This is a genomic window from Actinospica sp. (assembly GCF_035552695.1).
Taxonomy (GTDB): domain Bacteria; phylum Actinomycetota; class Actinomycetes; order Streptomycetales; family Catenulisporaceae; genus Actinospica.
In genome coordinates this window covers 50,241-69,622 of the sequence record NZ_DASZKT010000007.1, presented here as the reverse complement: position 1 = coordinate 69,622, position 19,382 = coordinate 50,241, and the positions used below count along the sequence as shown (strand labels likewise).

16 protein-coding genes, 4 tRNA genes and 1 pseudogene are annotated in these 19,382 nt (G+C 68.8%); 16 read left to right on the top strand and 5 right to left on the bottom strand.

Annotation, left to right across the window (positions count from 1 at the left end; all coding sequences use genetic code 11):
- The first annotated feature begins 446 nt into the window (after window positions 1–446).
- The 4 genes from VG296_RS01175 to VG296_RS01160 all read left to right on the top strand — a co-directional run bounded on the left by VG296_RS01175 (window position 447) and on the right by VG296_RS01160 (window position 2,571).
- Window positions 447–764 carry a hypothetical protein gene (locus tag VG296_RS01175; RefSeq protein ID WP_325562062.1) on the top strand — a complete coding sequence of 106 codons (318 nt, stop codon included), beginning with the start codon at window positions 447–449 and terminating at the stop codon, window positions 762–764.
- 111 nt (window positions 765–875) lie between these two features.
- Window positions 876–1,079, top strand: coding sequence for a hypothetical protein (locus VG296_RS01170; RefSeq protein ID WP_325562060.1), 204 nt, complete (start codon window positions 876–878; stop codon window positions 1,077–1,079).
- The gene (locus VG296_RS01165) at window positions 1,076–1,606 is read left to right on the top strand and encodes a hypothetical protein (RefSeq protein WP_325562058.1); all 531 of its coding nucleotides are present in this window, start codon (window positions 1,076–1,078) and stop codon (window positions 1,604–1,606) included. The genes VG296_RS01170 and VG296_RS01165 overlap by 4 nt, the downstream gene beginning before the upstream one ends.
- The gene (locus tag VG296_RS01160) at window positions 1,567–2,571 is read left to right on the top strand and encodes a hypothetical protein (protein ID WP_325562056.1); all 1,005 of its coding nucleotides are present in this window, start codon (window positions 1,567–1,569) and stop codon (window positions 2,569–2,571) included. Before VG296_RS01165 ends, VG296_RS01160 begins: the two co-directional genes overlap by 40 nt.
- A gap of 204 nt (window positions 2,572–2,775) precedes the next feature.
- Here the strand turns inward: VG296_RS01160 and VG296_RS01155 are convergent.
- Window positions 2,776–2,848: transfer RNA gene (locus VG296_RS01155), tRNA-Lys, on the bottom strand.
- A gap of 220 nt (window positions 2,849–3,068) precedes the next feature.
- Here VG296_RS01155 and VG296_RS01150 point away from each other — a divergent pair.
- From VG296_RS01150 to VG296_RS01125, 6 genes and pseudogenes are all read left to right on the top strand, one after another.
- Window positions 3,069–3,141 (top strand) — tRNA-Glu (locus tag VG296_RS01150).
- Between the two features lie 94 nt (window positions 3,142–3,235).
- Window positions 3,236–3,309: transfer RNA gene (locus VG296_RS01145), tRNA-Asp, on the top strand.
- Window positions 3,310–3,371: 62 nt separating this feature from the next.
- Window positions 3,372–3,445: transfer RNA gene (locus VG296_RS01140), tRNA-Phe, on the top strand.
- Between the two features lie 206 nt (window positions 3,446–3,651).
- Window positions 3,652–3,883, top strand: a pseudogene (locus VG296_RS33150) (IS5/IS1182 family transposase); the annotation flags it as partial.
- Window positions 3,884–3,886: 3 nt separating this feature from the next.
- The gene (locus VG296_RS33145; protein ID WP_325562155.1) at window positions 3,887–4,033 is read left to right on the top strand and encodes a phosphotransferase; all 147 of its coding nucleotides are present in this window, start codon (window positions 3,887–3,889) and stop codon (window positions 4,031–4,033) included.
- A 1,538-nt stretch (window positions 4,034–5,571) separates the two neighbouring features.
- Complete coding sequence (locus VG296_RS01125) at window positions 5,572–7,842, top strand: PKD domain-containing protein (RefSeq protein ID WP_325562054.1); 2,271 nt, start codon at window positions 5,572–5,574, stop codon at window positions 7,840–7,842.
- Window positions 7,843–8,007: 165 nt separating this feature from the next.
- On the opposite strand, the gene VG296_RS01120 is transcribed toward VG296_RS01125, so the two are convergent.
- Complete coding sequence (locus VG296_RS01120) at window positions 8,008–8,523, bottom strand: putative immunity protein (protein WP_325562053.1); 516 nt, start codon at window positions 8,521–8,523, stop codon at window positions 8,008–8,010.
- Window positions 8,524–8,799: 276 nt separating this feature from the next.
- Here VG296_RS01120 and VG296_RS01115 point away from each other — a divergent pair, with 276 nt between their 5' ends.
- Window positions 8,800–10,161 (top strand): ABC transporter substrate-binding protein, encoded by a 1,362-nt coding sequence (locus VG296_RS01115; RefSeq protein ID WP_325562051.1) that lies wholly within the window; start codon window positions 8,800–8,802, stop codon window positions 10,159–10,161.
- Between the two features lie 12 nt (window positions 10,162–10,173).
- On the opposite strand, the gene VG296_RS01110 is transcribed toward VG296_RS01115, so the two are convergent.
- Genes VG296_RS01110 through VG296_RS01100 form a run of 3 tightly spaced genes read right to left on the bottom strand, consistent with a single transcriptional unit; the run spans window position 10,174 to window position 12,974 of the window.
- Window positions 10,174–10,815, bottom strand: a complete 642-nt coding sequence (locus VG296_RS01110) for an ATP-binding cassette domain-containing protein (protein WP_325562049.1) — start codon at window positions 10,813–10,815, stop codon at window positions 10,174–10,176.
- Window positions 10,793–12,583: an ABC transporter permease subunit gene (locus VG296_RS01105; protein WP_325562047.1), complete on the bottom strand. Its 1,791-nt coding sequence runs from the start codon at window positions 12,581–12,583 to the stop codon at window positions 10,793–10,795. The genes VG296_RS01110 and VG296_RS01105 overlap by 23 nt, the downstream gene beginning before the upstream one ends.
- On the bottom strand, window positions 12,573–12,974 hold the full coding sequence (locus VG296_RS01100; protein WP_325562045.1) for a hypothetical protein: 402 nt from the start codon (window positions 12,972–12,974) through the stop codon (window positions 12,573–12,575). The genes VG296_RS01105 and VG296_RS01100 overlap by 11 nt, the downstream gene beginning before the upstream one ends.
- Window positions 12,975–13,049: 75 nt before the next feature.
- Here VG296_RS01100 and VG296_RS01095 point away from each other — a divergent pair, with 75 nt between their 5' ends.
- From VG296_RS01095 to pstA, 5 genes are all read left to right on the top strand, one after another.
- Window positions 13,050–13,595, top strand: coding sequence for a hypothetical protein (locus VG296_RS01095; RefSeq protein ID WP_325562043.1), 546 nt, complete (start codon window positions 13,050–13,052; stop codon window positions 13,593–13,595).
- Window positions 13,596–13,886: 291 nt separating this feature from the next.
- Window positions 13,887–15,788 carry an ATP-binding SpoIIE family protein phosphatase gene (locus VG296_RS01090; protein ID WP_325562041.1) on the top strand — a complete coding sequence of 634 codons (1,902 nt, stop codon included), beginning with the start codon at window positions 13,887–13,889 and terminating at the stop codon, window positions 15,786–15,788.
- A 545-nt stretch (window positions 15,789–16,333) separates the two neighbouring features.
- The gene (gene pstS, locus VG296_RS01085) at window positions 16,334–17,449 is read left to right on the top strand and encodes a phosphate ABC transporter substrate-binding protein PstS (protein ID WP_325562039.1); all 1,116 of its coding nucleotides are present in this window, start codon (window positions 16,334–16,336) and stop codon (window positions 17,447–17,449) included.
- A gap of 37 nt (window positions 17,450–17,486) precedes the next feature.
- On the top strand, window positions 17,487–18,500 hold the full coding sequence (pstC, locus tag VG296_RS01080; protein WP_325562037.1) for a phosphate ABC transporter permease subunit PstC: 1,014 nt from the start codon (window positions 17,487–17,489) through the stop codon (window positions 18,498–18,500).
- The gene (gene pstA / locus VG296_RS01075) at window positions 18,500–19,369 is read left to right on the top strand and encodes a phosphate ABC transporter permease PstA (RefSeq protein ID WP_325562035.1); all 870 of its coding nucleotides are present in this window, start codon (window positions 18,500–18,502) and stop codon (window positions 19,367–19,369) included. The genes pstC and pstA overlap by 1 nt, the downstream gene beginning before the upstream one ends.
- The last annotated feature ends 13 nt before the right edge of the window (window positions 19,370–19,382 follow it).

The following is a 19,382-nucleotide window of genomic DNA, read 5'->3' as shown; positions in this document are numbered from 1 at the left end:
AGGGCCGACCGGCCGAACTGAGCGCACTATCCGCAGTATCAAAGGCTGAAGTTCCCCCCTGACGGACGAACAGATCAATCCGCACGAGTGGAACCGGCCCGGCGCTTACCGCGACGGGCGCGACGCCCTGCGCCTGCTCGCTCGCCTGCGCGGCGCACCCCGGCCGCGGCCCACAGGCCCGCATCACCAGCCGATCACCGCCGAAACCCCCAGCGTACCGCGCCCCGCCCGCACCGTTACACCAAGCCATCGGCGCACTCGCCTGGCAGGTCGACATCAAGGCCGGCTGGTCCTACGGACTCGCACCCGGCACAGCCACGGCCAATGGCGTCTACCGGCACTGCGATGGCGACCCCGCACGCCCCGGAACCTTGCCCGACTGGCTCGCCCAGGAGATCCGACGAGTCGCTGGACCGGCGCCACCGCGCCCCGGGACCACATCGCTGATGGCTGGCCCACCGGCGCACGGCAGTTCGGTCAACCGGCCCGCCTCATACCTCCTGACCGTGCTGCACAACGGCGCCCAGGAACGCGCCGCTCTCACCGACGGGCGAAAGCAAGCTCTCTCCTCTCTGGCCTATAAGGTCGGCGGCTACCTCGCCGCCTCAGGCCTCTCCGAAACCGAAGTCCTCGACAGGCTCGTGGCAGCGGCGACCGCCAGCGGGCTAGCGCATGCGACCGCCGAGCGCCTTGCTCGCCGATCCCTGGCCAACGGCCAGGCCAGGCAACTGACTCCGTCGACGCGGCGGTTCACGGCCAGTTAAGGCGAGTTTCAACAACTTAATACCGTGCAGCCTCGCGCTGCGTGTTCAACCCGCCGATGCCCAGCATCGGCGGGTTTCTTCGTTTCTAGGTACTGAGAAGGAGATTTCCTCATGGCCCGCGACGAACTGCTGACCTTGGCCACTGTGCTCGCCGAACTCGGAGAGGAGGGCAAGCCGCTGCCCAAGTCCACGTTCTATGAGTGGCGAGCGAAGCGTAGGGCCCCGCGCTGCATCAAGCTGCCCAACGGCTCGCTGCGCATCTGGCGCAGCGACTTCACGTGGTGGCCGGAAGAGCGCACGGAGGCTGCCCGGTGAACACCAGCTACGACGTGCGAATCTGGAAGAAGATCAACGAATACACCGGCAAGAAGACGAAGAAGACCACATACACGGTCCGCTGGCTGGTCGCTGGCAAGGAGAATCGCTCCCCGCACGAGTCCTATGCTCTGGCGGACGCGTTCCGTTCAGAGCTAATCGCAGCCTCTCGAAAGGGCGAGGCCTTCGACGTCGCGACCGGCCTTCCCGTCTCCAAGCTGAAGAAGATGGCGTCCGAGACGGGCTGGTACCAGTTCGCCGTCGAACACGCGGACAGGAAGTGGGCGCGGGCCGCCGGAACGTACAGGCGCGATATCGCCCGTACGCTGACAACCGCCACCGTCGCGATGATCCCCCCGGTCCCGAGCGGTTTCACCGCCAAGCAGCTTCGCAAGGCGCTGCGCGACTGGGCGTTCAACAAAGAGCGAGAAACGCGCCGCAGAACGTCGCGGACATCCTGGCGTGGGCCAAGCGCAACAGCAAACCGATGGCGGCAATCGAAGACGGCGAACAGTTCGACCGGCTGATGACCGCCTTGTCGGTCAACCTCGACGGCAAGAGCGCCGCCAATTCGACCATCCAGCGCAATCGAGCAATCATGCACAACGCGCTCAAATTCGCCGTGCAGAAGAACCTGCTCACAGAGAACCCGATCAAGCTGGGTGAAGTCGAGAAAATCCGGACGGTACGTGCGATCGACAAGCGGCGCGTGCTCAACTCCACCCAGGCCCGCGCCACACTGGCCGCGCTCAAGAAGCAGAAGCCCAGCGGCTCGCGCGTGCACGCGTTCTTGGCGGTGATGTACTTTGCCGCACTGCGCCCGGAGGAAGTCGTCTCGCTCTATGTGCGCGACGTCGTGCTCCCGGCTACGGGTGGCTGGGGAGAGATCACGGTGTCCGAGCCTCAGCCGGAGATCGGCAAGCGCTGGACCGACGGTGGCGACGTGCGCGACCAACGACGCCAGCCGAAGGGCCGTGCGGTCGGCGAAGTGCGGCATGTGCCCTGCTACCCGGAGCTGACCGCGATCCTGCTGGCGTACATCGCGGCCCGGAAGCTCAAGCCGAACGACAAGCTGTTCGCCGGAGTGCGCGGCGGCGACCTTTCCGCGATCGTGGTCCGCAAGGGTTGGTCGACCGCCCGCATGGAGGTACTCGGCGAGGACATCGCGGGGCCCGACGGCAAGGCGACCCGGGTCGTCCGGGTCATCACCGGCAAGAAGGTCTACGACCTCCGGCACGCGTGCCTGACCGGCTGGCTCAACAGCGGCGTGCCGCCAGCGCAAGTCGCCGAGTGGGCGGGCAACAGCGTCCCGGTCCTCCTGGCCACCTACGCCAAGTGCATCTCCGGCCAGGAAGAGGATTACAAGCGCCGCATCGAAGAAGGGCTCAAGCCACCGGGCACGCAGTCGGAGCCGCCAGAGGCGCGAGCGCCAGCCAACAGCGGCGGCGCGCCCATGAACGGCCACGAGGAACCCGTCGAAGCCGGAGATTAGCCTAGGTAGATCGAGAAAAACGTCACCGCGTATTCACCGCAGCCACCTGGAGGTACCTGGTGGAGCCCGTAGCCAACCGGATCCGTATGGAGAGTGCCCAGGGTAGCGGGCTCATGTCAGGTATTGGATGCTATCAGCAAAAAGCAAGGCCGTGACCAGTGGAAACGCTCGGCTGGTCACGGCCGATCGTGTGCTTCCGGTGGGTGGGGCGCGTGGGACTCGAACCCACAACCCAAGGATTAAAAGTCCTCTACTCTGCCAATTGAGCTAGCGCCCCGGCACAACCGCGGGCGGCGATTGGTCCGGGGCCAGCGTAGCCAACTTCGGGCCCGCGTCTCAACGAAGCTTTCGGGGCGGTTCGGCGCGCGCCGGGATGAGGGCGCTGAGCTGGGTGGATGAAATGGTTTTGGCGCTGCGCCGCCCGGTCCCGTATGCTTCATGCGTCCCCGACGGACAGACGTCCGGGGGAGACCGGGACCCGGTTCGGCCGGGTGCTCGGCCCCTTCGTCTAGCGGCCTAGGACACCGCCCTTTCAAGGCGGCGGCGCGGGTTCGAATCCCGTAGGGGCTACGGCAGGGAGATTGTGCGGTACGGTGACGTGCTACGATCTCCTGGTCGGAAACCCGGCGGGAACGTCGGATAAGCAGTACAGCAGTACCCTCAAGGTCCTGTAGAGCAGTTGGAGTGCTCGCCACCCTGTCAAGGTGGAGGTCGCGGGTTCAAGTCCCGTCAGGACCGCTCGGTACGAACCGGGCGTTGTGTTGAATTGAACGTCAACGCGGCGCCCATTCTCGTTCCGGGGCCAGGTAGCTCAGTTGGTACGAGCGACCGCCTGAAAAGCGGTAGGTCGGCGGTTCGACCCCGCCCCTGGCCACAGAGACCAAGCCCTCGTCCAGATGGACGGGGGCTCTTTTCGTGCAGGTCAGAGCGCTGGTGGTGGGCGCCTCGTGTTCACGTGGTCCGATGCTGTTCGGTACGGTCCGGCGCTCCACGGGTGGCTGCCTCGAAAACGCCCCGAAGTTCGGGCAGCTCTCGGGACGTCTCGACTCGCTTCCAGCCCACCACTGTCGTGGCCAGCGCACAGCTGCGAGCGTCTGGCGGCGCCTGCACGAACTGCTGCTGGCTGAACTGCGGGTAGCCGGCATGGTGGATTTCTACCGCGCCGCCGTCGAGTCCAGCCACTTGCGGGCGGTGAAGGGCGGACCAGCCACAGGACCGTCACCGGTGGACCGGGGCACGACCGGTAGCAAGCAACATGTGATTTGTCGTGGCCTACGGCATCTCGCTGGCCACGACCCTGACCGGCGGCGATCTCATGCCTGGCAACGTGCTGGTGGCAGACGGCAGGCTTACTGCGGTCATCGACTTCGCAACCGCGCGCGCCGCCGACCCCGCTGGCGACCTGCTCGCCGCCTGGTATCTGTTCGACTGCGCGTACGACAAGCCTTCCGCGACGCGCTAGAGGTCGACAAGCACGCCTGGGCACGCGGCCGCGGTTGGGCACTCTCCTTGGAGGTGATCACGCTCCCGTACGACTGGACCCGCAATCCCGGTCTCGTGCGCAACTTTCCACGCCCTATCGCCGAGATCCTCGCTGACTTCGCCGCAGAGCAGTAGCTCACTCTGATTTTGTTACGAGTCGCTAGCTTCAGCCTGAGCGCGTGCCTAGGCGCAAGGCCCCGACTAGGACGATACGAGAGCGAGCCGGATCCGCTGCTTCAGTCTGAGGCACACCAACATGATCATCGGGCGGCCTGCCGCGTTCACCACGCCCCCGTGGCCGGTCGCTCAAGAAACCTTGCAGCTCACGGCATCTGGCGATGCATCAGGTCACGACCGGCAGTTGGAGTACTAAGGCGGTGCGGAAGATCACCCGCGATGAGGATGTGCTGCGGGCGTTCTACGACCTCCCCGCGGGGCGCTGGATCGACTAACTGCGGATCACGAAGCCTATTGAGTCCACTGAGTCCACGCCTGCCACGGGGAGACTCAATGCCCGGTGACCTAAGGCGTCGGCAGCAACGCTGGAAGGCTGGCGACGACGTTCAAGCTTCCCTCCGATCGCGGTAGGTTCGGGGCATGGGATTGGGGTTGCAAAGGGGGCGGGATGCGGTGCGGCGCATCGCATACGACCGGGTCTGGCGGTGGCCGATCTGGGCTCGGGTCATGCTGGGGCCGGTCGCGGCCGTCTACACGGCCACGGCCTGGGCCAAGCGGGGCGCCGCTGTCGGCGTCCTGACTCTCGCGGTCATTGCGACGATGACGGTGGCGGCGTTCGCGGGAGAGCGTTGGGCACTCTGGGTGCGGCGCCATCGTCGGGCAGGCCGGCTTCTCGGCGTTGGGTACTTCGGTGTGCTGACATTCCTGGCGGCAGCGGTCATCACGAACTGGTCTCTGACTCGCTGCGCGCTCCAATCGGTGGGCGGGGCTTGCGTGCTCGCATGCTGGTGCGCGTGGCGGCGCTACTGGCACGGACAGTGCAGCTAGAGACTGTCCGGTCGATCAAGTGCGCCACCAGACGTTCGGTCCGGGGGTGAGCGATGACACGGGATGAGGCTGTTGCACCTGCGGTCCGCAGTCGCGGTCCGCAGTCCGCGCCGCGGTCCTCCGCCTTACTCTCGTCGTGTACGAACATTGAGATCCCGTCGGACAGCCCTGCGCTTCGATCGCGAACCGCCCCGCGGCCACCAAACGCTTGAGTCCGCCACTGGCATCGCTCGCGCCGTCATTGCGGTGAACACCTGCTGCCAGGTCTTGTGAAGAACGGGTCCGGCGGTGGGGGAACTTCGTATCGGGCTCCGTCCACGCTGTGACGGCGCTGTGACGGTTAATCCATAGTCGGGGCTTTACTTACCCGCTATGATCCAGACGGCCATAGCGTCGTCACAGTATCGCGCGGACGCTGTCGGCCTTCGCGTTCTTCTTTCGAGGTGGGGGCTCCATTTGCACAAGCGCCATCGGGCTGCCGTGATTGCGATCGCGGTTTCGGCGACTGGTCTGATGCCGGTCGTAGCTCATGCAGACTCCTCGACGACGATCTACGTCGACGGCACCAGCAGCGCGTGTTTCGACGGCGGCACGGGCACGGCCGCACAGCCGTTCTGCACGCTGCAGCCGGCCGTCGACGCGATGGTTCCCGGAGACACCGTCCTCGTCAACGGTTCCGGCTATCTGCCGGTGACGATCACCATGTCGGGCACCGCCGCACAGCCGATCACCATCGAGGGCACGGTCGGATCGACCGACATGATCTCCGATTCCAGCCCGCTGAGCGGAGTTCCGGCGTTCGCCTTCAACGGCGTCAGCTACGTGACGGTCACGAACATCAGTAGCGAGAACGTCAGCCAGGACGCGACCTTCACCGGTTCGAGTCACATAACCCTGGACAACTTCCGCGCCGCGACGACCTTCAGCCAGAGCTCATCCTCCGGCTCCAACAAGCCCGGGGTTGAAATATCGGGCGACTCCTCTGCCATTACCGTGAGCCGAGGCGCGTTTCTCGACACCGGACGCACGGCGCCTTCGCTCCAGATCGACGCGGGAAGTACCGGGGATGTCGTCTCCACGAACTTCCTCCAGGGTGGCGACCCGTCCATCGTCGTGAACGGCGCGAGCGGAACGGTGATCACCAGCAACACCGCGGCCGCCTCGTCAGGTGCGCACTGTGGAAGTGGCATCGTGCTTACCGGCGCCTCGACCGGTTCTACCGTCGAGAACAACGTCATCGAGCCCGCCACCAGTTGCACGGCTTCGGGCACTTCCGCGGCTACCGGACTTCTGGACGTCGCGCGCACCGCGACCCCGGGCACGACAGTTGACTACAACATTCTCGGCCCCGGGAACAAGTCCAACGAGTACGCCTGGGGCGGACATTATTACCAGACCGCAGCCGCCTTCGACGCGGCCACCGGTCAGGGCGCGCATGACATCACCGCCGATCCGCAACTGCAGACGGACGGCATGACGTACTTCATCACGTCCCAGAGCCCTGTAATCAACTCGGCGAACTCGGGGGCACCTGGGGAACTCTCCACCGATATCAACGGAAGCCCGCGGATCAACGACCCGCTGATCGCGGACACCGGAGCCGGCACCTATAGGTACTACGACCGTGGCGCGGAGCAGTTTCAAGTGCCGAACAACACCGACCTGAATGGGGAAGGGAACGGTGCGCTCGGAGTCACGGTGACCGCGACCGAGTGGTCCTCGACCGGCTACACGTTCAGCTTCGGTGACGGCACAGGTACGGTGCCCGGGTCCTACGGTGTCGCGCAGCACACGTACAAGACTCAGGGCACGTACACCATCACGGTGACGGGGACCGATTCGGGAACCGGTAAGCCGTTCAGCGATTCGACCAAGTTCTCCACGCCGATCAACGCCACGATGTGGCACGACGTCCGCAATGCCAACGGCTCCTGGCAGTCCGGAGGCTGGGGCATCCCAGGCGGCTCCACCGGATTCCAGCGCGCGGCCCTTACCGCGATGCCCGACGGCTCCACGCAGTTCGTCGCCGTCTCCAGCAGCGGCCAACTCGAGCACAACATCCGCTACGCCAACGGGTCCTGGCAGGGCTGGCGGACCTTGACCCAGCCAGGCGTCGTCGTGAGCTCTGCGGATATCGCGGGCATGCGGGACGGCTCCGCGCAGATCGTCGAGGACACCAGTACCGGCTCCGTGCTGCACGACATCCGCTACGCCAGCGGCGCCTGGCAGCCGCAAGGCTGGGCAGCCATCGGTGGCAGCGGCAGCGGCAGCATCGTGCGCGTGGCCATCACCGCGATGCCCGATGGTTCGACGCAGTTCGTCGGTGTCGATGTCGACGGCATGCTGGAGCACAACATCCGCCATGCCAACGGCTCGTGGCAGGGCTGGAACGTCGTGCACCAGCGAGAGGACTTCAGCATCTATGGCGCCGACATCGCGGGCATGCCCGACGGCTCCGCCCAGATTGTCGAGGAGACCGGTGGCGGGGTCCTGCACGACGTCCGCTACGCGAACGGCTCCTGGCAGTCCCAGGGCTGGGGAAACGTGGGAGCTCCGTCGGGTTCGGCGGCGACCTCCATCACCGCGATGCCTGACGGCTCCTCGCAGTTCGTCGGCGTCACCTCGAGCGGCAAGATCTACCACGACATCCGCCTCGCGAACGGCTCCTGGCAGCGGGAAGGCTGGGCCGCACTCGGCGAACCCGGCAGCGTCCCGGTCCTCTCGGCCGACATCGCCGGCTTCCCGAACGGCTCCTCGCAGCTCATCGCGCTGACGAAGAACTGACCCCGGCCGGAGCCGGCATCCTCCGATCCCGGCGTCGTGAGCAATATTCTGCAATGCATTCTGTGACGGCGCTGTGACCAAGAGCAGAACCTGGCCGAGGTCTACGTCTCGGCTGGGTTCTGCTCTTGGTCACAGCGCCGTCACCGCGTAGGGGCCTGTAGCCCGTCAGCAGTCGAAGACGGACCAGCAGATCTCGTTGCGGGCTTGCTGGTCGTCGAGGACTAGTTCGCGGATCGCGGCGGGGAGTTGGCCGCGCTGCCAGCGGCATTCGAGGGTGGCGGCGGTCTCGGCCTGCGGCTTGGGGACCGCGGCACGCGCGGCTTTGATCGCGTAGGCGGCGGCGCCGAGGTCGTGTGCGGCGACGTGCGCGACGACTGCGGCCTGGCCGGCGGCGTACGCGGCGTGGCGGGGGGCTCCGCTCAGGTCCCTTGCGGCGGCCATGGCGTGGCCGCCTGCTGCTCGGGATTGGGACATCCGGATCTCGCCGCGAGTCCAGGCGCGAATCTGCTCGATCGCCTCGCGGGGGCGCGGGTCTGAGGGCTGGGCCGACTCGAAGAAGTGCAGGACGTGTTCCGCGCACGCGGCGGCCCACAGGGCCAGCAGCCGATGGTCGGGGTCCGTGAGTGTCCCGCCACGGCGGATGGTGATGAGGCGGGGGTCGCGATCTTTGGGGAGGATCATGGTGTTGGAGTCCGGGGGCGTACGACGTGGACGGGGTCAGTCTGTCGTGACGTGGGGAGCTGCGCGAGCCTCGGCGCCCCGGCGACGGGGGCCGTTTGCATCGTGGAGGGCTCCATTCGGCGGATGGAGGGCGTCGGGGTGGATAGGGGGCGCGGCGCGGGGAACAGGCGGGGGGTGAGGGTACGGGCAGGTCAGCGGGCACGGCGACGGCCGAGGCGATGGCTCCGCCGGCAGCTGCCGACGCAGGGCAGCGGCAACGGCAGGGGCCGGGCGGCGATGGCCGGGCTGGCCGCACTCGTCGCGGTGGGGCTTGCCATCGGCGCGGGCGGGTGTGGGACGCGGCTGCCGGCCAGTGCGTTCACGGGGCAGGCTACGGCCGGGGGTGGCGGGCTCGGGCAGGGCGGCGGCGGGAACGGGGGCGGGAACGGCAGCGCGCTCGTCGACGGGGTGTCGGCGACGGAGATCAAGGTCGGGATGATCGACTCGATCAGCAGCCCGCTCGGGGCGAACGCCTTCTCGGGGCCGGGGTACGGGGCGCAGGCGTACTTCGACGCGCTCAATGCGGCGGGCGGGGTGGACGGGCGCAAGGTGGTCGTCGACCAGTGCGACGACGCGGGCAGCGGCATCGGGAACCTGCAGTGCGCGCACCAGCTCATCGACTCCGACCAGGTGTTCGCGTTCGCCGGTAACTCAATCTTCGACTACGCGGGCGCCTCGTACGTCAACTCCAAGGACGTGCCGGACATCGGCGGCGAGCCGATCGACCAGGCGTACGACCAGTACCAGCACCTTTACTCGATCTACGGGTCCGACGAGCCGCGCGACGGGACGGTCGGCTTCGACGGGACGCTCTACTCCTCGACCGAGATCTACGCCTACTTCAAGCAGAAGCTGGGCGCGCACATCGCGGCGGTCGTGGAGTTCAACCAACCCGACTCGATCCGCTACGGCCAGATGCAGGTCGCCGGGCTCCGTGCTGAGGGCTACGACGTCGTCACCGAGCAACTCGACTTCGCGCTGCCGAACTACGCCGCCGCGGCCGCGGACATGAAGGCGCACGGCGTGCAGATCGTGTTCGACGCGATCGACACCACGGGCAACGGCGCACTGTGCACGGCGCTCGACCAGGCGGGTGTGAACCTCATCGCCAAGGTCACCACGCCGCAGAGCTGGGATCAGACCGTCCCGAGCACGTATGCGAACGCGCCGAAGTGTCGCAATGTGCTGTATGCGACGTCGTCCGAGCGCAACTACGAGGACACGCAGTACCCGACGGTCGCCGCCTTCCGCGCCGCGATGGCGAAGTATTTCCCGTCCCGCGCGGCGAATCTGTCCATGTGGGAGCTCGACGGCTGGGCATCGGCGCAGTGGCTCACGGACGCGGTCAAGTCGTGCGGCGCCGACGTCACGCGGGGGTGCGTCGAGACGTATATGAACAGGTCGCAGCCGTACGACGGGCACGGACTGCTGATCCCGAGCTCGTTCACCGTCTCGCGCCCGGGGGCCACGACGCGCGCGTGCCTGAACGTGGCCCGCTGGCAGGATTCCGCGAACGGCGGGCATGGCGGCTGGGTGACTCAGACCCCGGACATGAACGCGAACTGCTTCACAGTGCCGGTGCTCGCCTCCAAGGCATAGGCGCCCTAATTCCTAGGCGCCGATCGCCGTAAGACGTGCGCCCCGATCGAGCGGCCACAGGAAATCGGCGTGATCGGCGATGCGTTCCTGTTGCGGCTCGGCGATGAGGACCGCGCGGCCGTCGTCACGAGCGGCGCTTGCCAGCTCCGCGAGGACGCGGTCGGCGAGCCCGGGGGCCAGGCCGTGCGTCGGCTCGTCGAGAAGCAGGATTCTGCCACGGCCGAACAGCGCGCCGGCCACGGCGAGCAACTGGCGTTCGCCGCCGGAGAGTACGCCCGCGGAGCGGGAAGAAAGCGCCTCGAGTTCGGGGAAGCGGGAGAACGCGGCTGTTGCGCCGCACGCACGGAGATTGTCGAGCACTGACAAGCCGGGGAAGACGTTGCGCTCGAAGGGCACATAGCGCAGGCCGGCCGACGCGCGGCGTGCGGCGGGCCATGCTGCTGCGGCACGACCGTCCAACCACAACCGCCCCTCCGTCGCCGACGCCTCGCCCGCCGCCCCCGCGCACCAGTCGAGCAACGTCGTCTTCCCTGCGCCGTTCGGCCCGACCAGCGCGGAGAACGTGCCGTACGCCAGGGACAGCCGGACGCCGTGCAACACCTCGATCCCGCCGTAACGCACGCGGACGCCGTCACACGCCAGGGCCAAACGCACGCCGCGTCACCTCCGTCCAACGCAGCCTCGGCAGCACCAACGTGGCCACGCCGACGAGGATCGCCGATCCCCCGGCGACGTAGCTGTCCGCGACGACGATCACGATGGCCGCCGCGATCAGCGCCGTGGAGTCCGCGAATCCGACCGCCGCGGCCGCCGCGAACCAGATCAGGCCCTGCGCGGGCTCGAAGGCCGTCGCGTCGAAGACCTGGTCGCCCGCCGCCCACAGCGCACCCCCGAGCGCGGCGACCGCTCCGGCTCCGGCGAAGACCGCGAGGCGCTCCCAGTCCACGGCGATTCCGGCCGTGCGCGCGGCGATCTCACTGTCCCGCAAGGCCGAAAGCCGCAGCGCGCCAGGGCCGCGGACCAGCGCGGTGAGGCAGACGAGCGCCAGCGCGACGAGGCAGAGTTCGAAGTAGAGGAAGCCTCGGTCGGACTGGGCGAAGGCGGGCCGGGCGACGGACGACGGCGTGAACAGCGGCTGGTCGAACAGGAAGCTGCTCAACGCGGTGGCGGCCGCGAGCGTGGCGACGGCGAGGTGCAGCCCGGCCTGCCGCAACACCGGTAGCGCGAGCACGATCGCGACGACGGCTCCGGCCACCGGCGCGCCGAGAATCCCCCAGCCCGAAGCCCATCCGGCCGCAAGCGCGCCGATTCCGGCGAGGCCCGCCTGCCCGAGCGAGAGCAGTCCGGCGCTGTGCAGCACCCGGAAGGACAGCAGCACGAGCGCCAGCGCGGGGATCGTCAGCGACGCGCGGAGATCCACGGCGCGCAGGTTCCAGCAGAAGACGCCGAGGGCGGCGAGCAGCAGGTAGGGCAGCGGAGAAACCGACCGGGGCAGGGGACGGCGTTGCGCGGTGACCGGCGCCGTGAACGCGGGCGTGAGCCAGGTCGCGAGCAACAGCAGCACCACGAACAGGTTCGAGCGCACGGCATCCACCACCGAACCGGCCGCCCCCGTCAGGTGAACACCCGTCAGTTCGGCTTGGCCGATGGCCGTGCCGAGCGCGAAGGCGATCGCGAGCGACGCGCTGCGCAGCCGGGCCGCGATCGCCACGCCGAGCGTCTCGAAGATCACGAGCGTCAGCGTCGACGGGTCGAAGCGCAGTTGCGGAGCGAGCAGCACGCCGGTCAGCGTCGCCAGCATCGTTCCGGCGACCCAGCCGATGCGCGCCAGCCTGCGTGCCGGCAGCCCGGCCAACTCGGCCAGCCGGCGATCGTCGATCACGGCGCGGATCCCCGGGCCGCTGCGCGAGAACCAGGCCAGGCCGATCGCGACGACCAGCACGAGCGCGAGTTCGATCGGCACGGCGGACGGGACGTGTACGCCGCCGATCCGCATCGTGCCGCCCGGCAGCAGCGCGGGCGCGTCGGTCCGCGCTCCCTGTCCCCACACCGCGGTGGCGATGCCCACGAGCAGCACGGTGACGCCGAAGCCCGCCGTGAGCAGCCGGCCCGCGTCGGCCGCGCGGGCCTGTAAGGGCCCGAAGACGGCCGCCTCGAGGCAGAGCCCGAGCACGGGGGCGAAGCAGCACACGACGATCAGGCCCGCGGCGTACGCGGGCAGGTGCGCGTCCCGGACGAGCGCGCGCACGAGGTACGCCCCGAACATGCCGACCGCGCCGAACGCCACGTTCAGCACGCCGGTCACCCGGTACGTGGCCAGCACACCGAGACCGGAGAGCGCCGCGACGGCCCCCGTCCCGAGCCCGGCCACGGCCAGGTCGGCGGCGCCACCGCTCATCAGCTGCCACCGCTCATCCGCCATCGCCCGAATGGCAGAGCGGGCACGGCCGCAGCGGCGGCTCGTCGTCCGCCTTCGAAGCCGCGAGCACGTCGGTCCGGCCGTCGAGCAGCGGGCAGTCCGCCGTGTGCAGATAGCGCCCGTCCGGCACCCGAACCAGGCCGGGCCCACCGGGCGGGGCAGAATAGCCGGAGATTTCGTCCGTGCGCCGCCGTACCCCGTGTGACCAGGGCGTACGCAGGGCCAGCCCGAGTCCCACGGCGAGCAGCGCGGCGCCCGGGATCGTCGCCGAGGCCAGGTACGGCAGCTGCTGCGCCACGGTCGGCTGCCCGGAGATCTGATACCAGCCGAGCACGCACAGCACCGCCCCGACACCGGCCAGCGCGGCGGCGAGGCGTCTCGGCGGATCAACCATGCGCAACACTCCCCAATCATTCCAAGCAGCGAGAAAATGGTATTTCAAATTCGTCTCACGCGGGAGAGACACCTCATGAACGGGACAACCCCTATCGAATCGCGCCCCACCCCAACGCGCACCACCCGCCACGGACGCGCCGCCTCGACCGTCGTCGCGCTGCTCGCCGCCGCCGCCCTCGCCGCGTGCGGCAGCAGCACCAACTCGGGCTCCGGCACGACCAGTCCGACGTCCGCGGGCGGCACCTTCAACACGGCCAGCGCGGCGAGCCTGGTCAAGCAGACCTGGACCACCTTCTTCGCCAAGTCCACGCCGATCTCGCAGAAGGCGGCACTGCTGCAGAACGGCCAGACGATGGCCGGCGCGATGCAGGCCTTCGCCTCGAACGCGATGGTCAGCGAGGTCACCGCCAACGTGACGGACGTGACCTTCCCCTCCTCGAGCAAGGCCGACGTCACGTACTCGATCTCGCTCAACGGCCAGGTGGTGGAGAACGCGATGCAGGGCCAGGCGGTCTACCAGAGCGGCAAGTGGCTGGTCGCGGACACCACGCTGTGCGGGCTGCTGCAGCTCGCGGCTAGCCAGAGTGGCAGCGCGGCGCCCATCCCGGGCTGCGGCTGATCCGGCTGATCCGGCTGAACGCCGACGGCGCGGGCGGCCGCGTCATCCGTTCGGCTCCGCGTCATCCGTTCAGGTCACCGTGCGCTCTCCGCCGTTCCCGCATCGGGCCAGCTCAAGCGGGGGGCGGCGGAGCCGTCTCCGAGTGTGATCGAATGCGTGCACGGTGTCACCAGCAGTGGGCTCCCGGCGATTCCGGCAGACTGGAAACTCCGAAAATTCGCGGCGTTCTGCTTTGGTACGCGGCGGTTTCGAGCGCGCCGGCGCAGCAGTCTAGGAAGGACTTCGCCACCCGTGTCCTGGAAGTCCGACACCTCCACCCCCGCCCGCACCGAGGGCTACCCGGGTCTCGGCTACCCACCGGAGGAGGCCGCCGCGCGACCGCTGTTCGCCGAGGCGGAGCCGGGCGACTGGCGGCTGCCGGCGCCGCGCGGGCCGCAGCCCGACTCGGCTCCGCTCGGCGCCTCGGCCGCGCTGCACGCCGTGTTCGACTCCGCTCCGGGCGCCGTGGCCGTGGTCGAGGGCGCCGACTACGTGCTCGACTACGCGAACCCGGCCTTCCGGACCGGCTTCGGCCTCGTACACCCGCGCGGCCAGGGCCGCGGACTCACCGGCGTTCCGCTCGCCGAGGCGGTCCCGGTGCTCGCCCACCTCGGCCTGCTCGACGCGCTCGCCCTGGTGCACGCCACCGGGACCGTCTTCACCGCGCCCGAGGTCCGGGTGCCCGCATACGGACCCTCCGGCCGCCCGGCCGTGCTGCGGGTCACCTGCTCGCCGGTGCGCGCCGCGGAGAGCGAGCCGATCGAGGGCGTCCTGCTGCACCTGATCGACACCACCGACCAGGCCGCCGAGCTGCGCAGGCTGCAGCGCGCGGAGCGGCGGCAGCGCAACGCGGCCGTCGCCCTGCAGCGCGCTCTGCTGCCGCAACGGCTCTCCCAGCCCGACGAACTGCGCATCGCGGGCTGCTACCTGCCCGCGGCCGGCGAACTCGACCCGCTCGGCGAGACGCTGCGCCCCGGCGGCCCAGAGGCCTTCTCCGCGCCGAAGCGTCCCGCCGCCAACGAATTCCAGGTCGGCGGCGACTGGTACGACGTGATCCCGCTCGGCGCCGGGCGCACCGCGTTCGTGATGGGCGACGTGATGGGGCGCGGGGTGCACGCCGCCGCGATCATGGGACAGCTGCGGGCCGCCGTGCGGGCGTACGCCGCCGCCAACCTGCCGCCCGGCGAGCTGCTCCTGCACCTCGACCGGCACGCCGCCGAGCTCGAGGGCGTCGCCTACACCGCCGGGTCGGCCAGGGCGGGACTCTGCGACCTCGGCGCGCTGGCCTCCTGCGTGTACGCGGTCTACGACCCGGACGACAAGACCCTGTCGTACGCCTCCGCCGGACACCCGGCCCCGCTGCTGCGCCACCCTGACGGCCGCGTGACCGAGCTCGACGCCGCCGTCGGCCCGCCGCTCGGCACCGGCGAATGGACCTGGCAGGAGGCCATGATCCCGGTTCCGGCGGACGCGTATCTGGCCTTTTACACCGACGGCCTGGTCGAGCGGCGCGGCTTCGACCTGGACGGCCAGCTCGCCCAGCTGCGCGGGGTGTTCAGCCGCGCACCGCTGGCCGAGCCCGCCGGGGGCGACGACACGGCGCTGGACCGCAGCTCCAACGGGATCACCCTCGGCGGGGTGTCCGGTCGCCGCGGCGGACCGGTCGACCAGGTGCGCGACGAGCTGCTGACCGGGATGCAGCTGCCGCTCGACCACGACGACGACGTGGCCCTGCTCGTCGTGCACGTGCCGCAGTGGCACGGCGAGCGGGCCCAGCTGTTCCGCTCGGCCGCGGTCGACCTCGTCGGCGGCACCGAGATCGCCGCGCACGCCCGGGCCTTCGCCTCCGGTGTGCTGCGCAGCTGGCAGCTCGGCGAGGACCTGTGCGACATGGGCGTGCTCGCGGTCAGCGAACTCGTCGCCAACGCGGCGATCCACGGCCGCCCCCCGGTGCGGCTGCGGCTGCGGCGCACCGACCGGCGGCTGATCGTCGACGTCTGCGACGGCGACGACCACCTGCCGCGACGCCGGCTCGCCGAGGACACCGACGAGGACGGCCGCGGCATCGGCATCGTCGCCTCGCTCGCCGCCTCCTGGGGCTGTCGGCAGCTCGCCGAGGGCAAGTCGGTGTGGTGCGAGTTCACGCTGGGTTGAGGAGGCATCGTCGGCTGTGGCGATCGCCGCCTCCTGGGGCTGTCGGGAGCTCGCCGAGGGCAAGTCGGTGTGGTGCGAGTTCACGCTGGGTTGAGGCATCGTCGGCTGTGGCGATCGCCGCCTCCTGGGGCTGCCGCCAGTTGGCCGAGGGCAAGTCCGTCTGGTGCGAGTTCATGTTGGGCTGATCCGGGCCTGAAGGCGGCGAGGCTCTGTTACACGGTCACAGCGCCGCAGGTTGGCGCTCTATCGTGCTGCCGGGGGTCATCAAGACGTCCGTCCCCCGGCCACCCGAACGGTCGCACTCCTTTGTTCACCTTCCGAAACCATCATGGAACGCCCGGACCGGTCGCGATAAGCCCCTGGCCAGCGCTTCCGTGACCGATTCTTTATATCTTCTAGAGCAATGTCTTGGGGCCGTTAACCTCCGGTTCACCTGCTCAGGTCCGCTCATTCACCGCGTCTGCCTACGTTCGGGTGGTCAGCGATTTATCGGCATTGACCTCCGGCGGTGCCCCGCCGGTCCCAGGACGAAAGGGACTTCCCCCGTGAAGTTTCAGCGATACGGCGCTGTGGCCGGCGTGGCTGTGGCCGCGGCTCTTGCGCTCAGCGCGTGTGGTTCGGACAACAACTCCACGACGTCGACCTCGACGTCGAGCGCGGGCAGCACCGGCTCCTCGGCGTCCTCCTGCCCCTCGGGCACGCTGAACGCGGCCGGCTCGACCGCGCAGACGAACGCGATCTCGCAGTTCACCAAGGACTACCAGACCAAGTGCACCGGCGTGACGGTGAACTACAACAGCAACGGCTCCGGCGCGGGTGTCACCTCCTTCATCCAGAGGCAGGCCGACTTCGCCGGTTCCGACTACGCCCTCAGCAGCACCCAGGCTGCCCAGGTCACGTCCTCCGGCCGTTGCGGCACCGGTAGCGCCGTGGACATCCCGGCCGTCGGTGGCGCCATCGCCGTGATCTACAACATCCCGAACGTGACCACCTCGCTGAACCTCTCGGCGAAGAACCTGGCCGCGATCTTCGACGGCACGATCACCACGTGGAACGACGCGGCGATCACCAAGGACAACCCGGGCGTCACGCTGCCCAGCACGAAGATCCAGCCGTTCTTCCGCTCTGACACGTCGGGCACCTCGTACAACTTCTCGAACTACCTGAACAACCTGGGCGGCTTCGCCGCGCCCAACAAGCAGTGGCCGGGCAAGGCGGGCCAGGGCGTCGCCAAGTCCAGCGGCGTCGCGGCCAAGGTCAAGGCCACCGCGGGCGGCATCGGCTACGCCGAGTACTCCTACGCGACCCAGGACAGCCTGACCTTCGCGAACGTCTCGAACGCGGCCGGCTCCTTCATCAAGCTGACCCAGACCAACGCGTCGAACTTCATCGCGAAGGCCAAGGTCGCGCAGACCGGTGCGGACACCAAGCTGGCGTTCGACTACCAGTACTCGGCCGCGGACGCCTACCCGAACGTCCTGGCGACCTACGAGATCGCCTGTGGCACCGGCAACGACTCGACCGCGCTGCCGCTGATCAAGGGCTTCCTGGGCTACGTCGTGTCGAACACCGCGCAGAGCGAGCTGACCAACCTCGGCTACGTCCCGCTGCCCGCCTCGGTGCAGGCGGCCGACGCCTCCGCCATCAGCTCCCTGTCCTAGTCGCCCCTAGTCTCCGGTAGGAGGTGAGGAAGTTCCCATGAGCAGCGACACCCCACCGGCGGTCGCCGAGCCGGCGGACCAGGCCCCCAAGCCCGGGCCCGCCCGCTCGGGGCTGACCGCGAAGGCCGGTCTCGGCGACCGGATCTTCGGCGGCAGCGCCCGCGGCGCCGCCGTGTTCATCCTCGTTCTGATGGCCGCGATCGCCGGATTCCTGATCTATCAGGCGGTGAACGCGATCAGCGAGGACAAGGTCAACTTCCTCACCTCCTTCACCTGGGACCCGGACGGCAACAACACCAACGGCGTGCCGACCTTCGGCATCGCCGCGATCGCCTGGGGCACGCTGGTCACCTCGTTGATCGGCGTGCTCATCGGCGCGCCGATCGCGATCGCCGTCGCCCTGTTCATCACGCAGTACGTGCCGCGCACGCTCGGCTCGATCTTCGGCTACGTCGTCGACCTGCTCGCCGCGGTGCCCTCGGTGGTCTACGGCCTCTGGGGCCTGCTGGTGCTCGACCAGCACATGGGCGGCGTCTCGCGGCTGATCGAGGACGTGCTCGGCTGGATCCCGCTGTTCAAGACCAACGGGACCTACGGCAGTTCGATGTTCACCGCCGGAGTCGTGCTCGCGATCATGATCCTGCCGATCATCGCCGCGATCGCCCGGGAGATCTACAAGCAGACCCCGCGGGAGCAGGTCGAGGCGGCCTACGCGCTCGGCGCCACCAAGTGGGAGATGATCCGGCTGGCGGTGCTGCCCTACGGCCGCAACGGAGTCACCAGCGCGATCATCCTCGGCTTCGGCCGCGCGCTCGGCGAGACGATCGCCGTCGCGATGGTGCTCACCACCGTGCCAGGACTGGTCACCCGGATCCTGCAGCCCGGCGGCAACACCATCGCCGCGAACATCGCGACGCAGTTCGCCGACGCCTTCACCACCGGCCGGCAGGCGCTGATCGCCTCCGGCCTGGTGCTGTTCCTGATGACGCTGCTCGTCAACTACGCCGCCCGCGCCGTCATCCGGCGTTCCGCCAAGAAGGCCGGTGCCTGATGTCGCTCTCGCACCCCAGTCCCGTCCGCAAGGCCAAGAACTCCATCGCCGTGGTCGTGATGGGCCTCGCCTTCGTGGTCGCCTGCATCCCGCTGGTCTCGATCCTGTGGACCGTGGTCGCCAAGGGCGCCAAGGACTTCGACGTCTATTTCCTGTTCCACTCGATGCGCAACGTCGCCGAGCAGCAGTCCAACGGCGGCGCGTACCACGCGATTCTCGGCACGCTCGAGCAGGTCGGCATCGCCGCGGTGATCACCATCCCGCTGTCCCTGCTCGTGGCGATCTACCTGGTCGAGTACGGCCGCGGCCGGCTGGCCAAGTCCGTGACCTTCTTCGTCGACGTCATGATGGGCCTGCCCTCGATCGTCGCCGGCCTGTTCATCCTGTCCTTCTGGATCCTCGGCCTCGGCTTCAAGGCCTCCGGCTTCGCCGCCTCGCTGGCGCTGCTGATCCTGATGATGCCGATCGCCATCCGGTCCACCGAGGAGATGCTGCGCCTGGTCTCCCCGGCGCTGCGCGAGGCCTCGTACGCGCTCGGCGTGTCGAAGTGGCGGACGATTGTCAAGGTGGTGCTTCCGACCGCATTGCCCGGTATCGTCACCGGCATGATGCTCGGCGTCGCGCGCATCATGGGCGAGACGGCTCCGGTTCTGCTGCTGGTGGGTGTGTCGGAATCGATCAACCCGAACCCGTTCAACCAGCCGCAGGGCTCGCTGCCGCTGTTCGTGTTCAGCGAGTCGCAGAACAGCCTGCAGACCGCCATCGACCGGGGCTGGGCCGCCGCGCTCACGCTGATCATCCTGGTCATGCTGCTCAACCTGATAGCCCGTCTGATCGCCTGGTGGAAGGCACCGGCGGCCGCCCGGTAGCCCTCCGAAGCTG

Bases quoted from the DNA above. Each gene is read 5' to 3' on its own strand.
- pstC (WP_325562037.1), top strand. From the start codon at position 17,487: ATGAGCAGCGACACCCCACCGGCGGTCGCCGAGCCGGCGGACCAGGCC.
- pstA (WP_325562035.1), top strand. From the start codon at position 18,500: ATGTCGCTCTCGCACCCCAGTCCCGTCCGCAAGGCCAAGAACTCCATC.
- VG296_RS01160 (WP_325562056.1), top strand. From the start codon at position 1,567: ATGGCGGCAATCGAAGACGGCGAACAGTTCGACCGGCTGATGACCGCC.
- VG296_RS01120 (WP_325562053.1), bottom strand. From the start codon at position 8,523: ATGATCCTCCCCAAAGATCGCGACCCCCGCCTCATCACCATCCGCCGT.
- VG296_RS01170 (WP_325562060.1), top strand. From the start codon at position 876: ATGGCCCGCGACGAACTGCTGACCTTGGCCACTGTGCTCGCCGAACTC.
- VG296_RS01105 (WP_325562047.1), bottom strand. From the start codon at position 12,583: ATGGCGGATGAGCGGTGGCAGCTGATGAGCGGTGGCGCCGCCGACCTG.
- VG296_RS01095 (WP_325562043.1), top strand. From the start codon at position 13,050: ATGAACGGGACAACCCCTATCGAATCGCGCCCCACCCCAACGCGCACC.
- VG296_RS01115 (WP_325562051.1), top strand. From the start codon at position 8,800: ATGGCCGGGCTGGCCGCACTCGTCGCGGTGGGGCTTGCCATCGGCGCG.
- VG296_RS01125 (WP_325562054.1), top strand. From the start codon at position 5,572: ATGCCGGTCGTAGCTCATGCAGACTCCTCGACGACGATCTACGTCGAC.
- VG296_RS33145 (WP_325562155.1), top strand. From the start codon at position 3,887: ATGCCTGGCAACGTGCTGGTGGCAGACGGCAGGCTTACTGCGGTCATC.
- VG296_RS01175 (WP_325562062.1), top strand. From the start codon at position 447: ATGGCTGGCCCACCGGCGCACGGCAGTTCGGTCAACCGGCCCGCCTCA.
- VG296_RS01100 (WP_325562045.1), bottom strand. From the start codon at position 12,974: ATGGTTGATCCGCCGAGACGCCTCGCCGCCGCGCTGGCCGGTGTCGGG.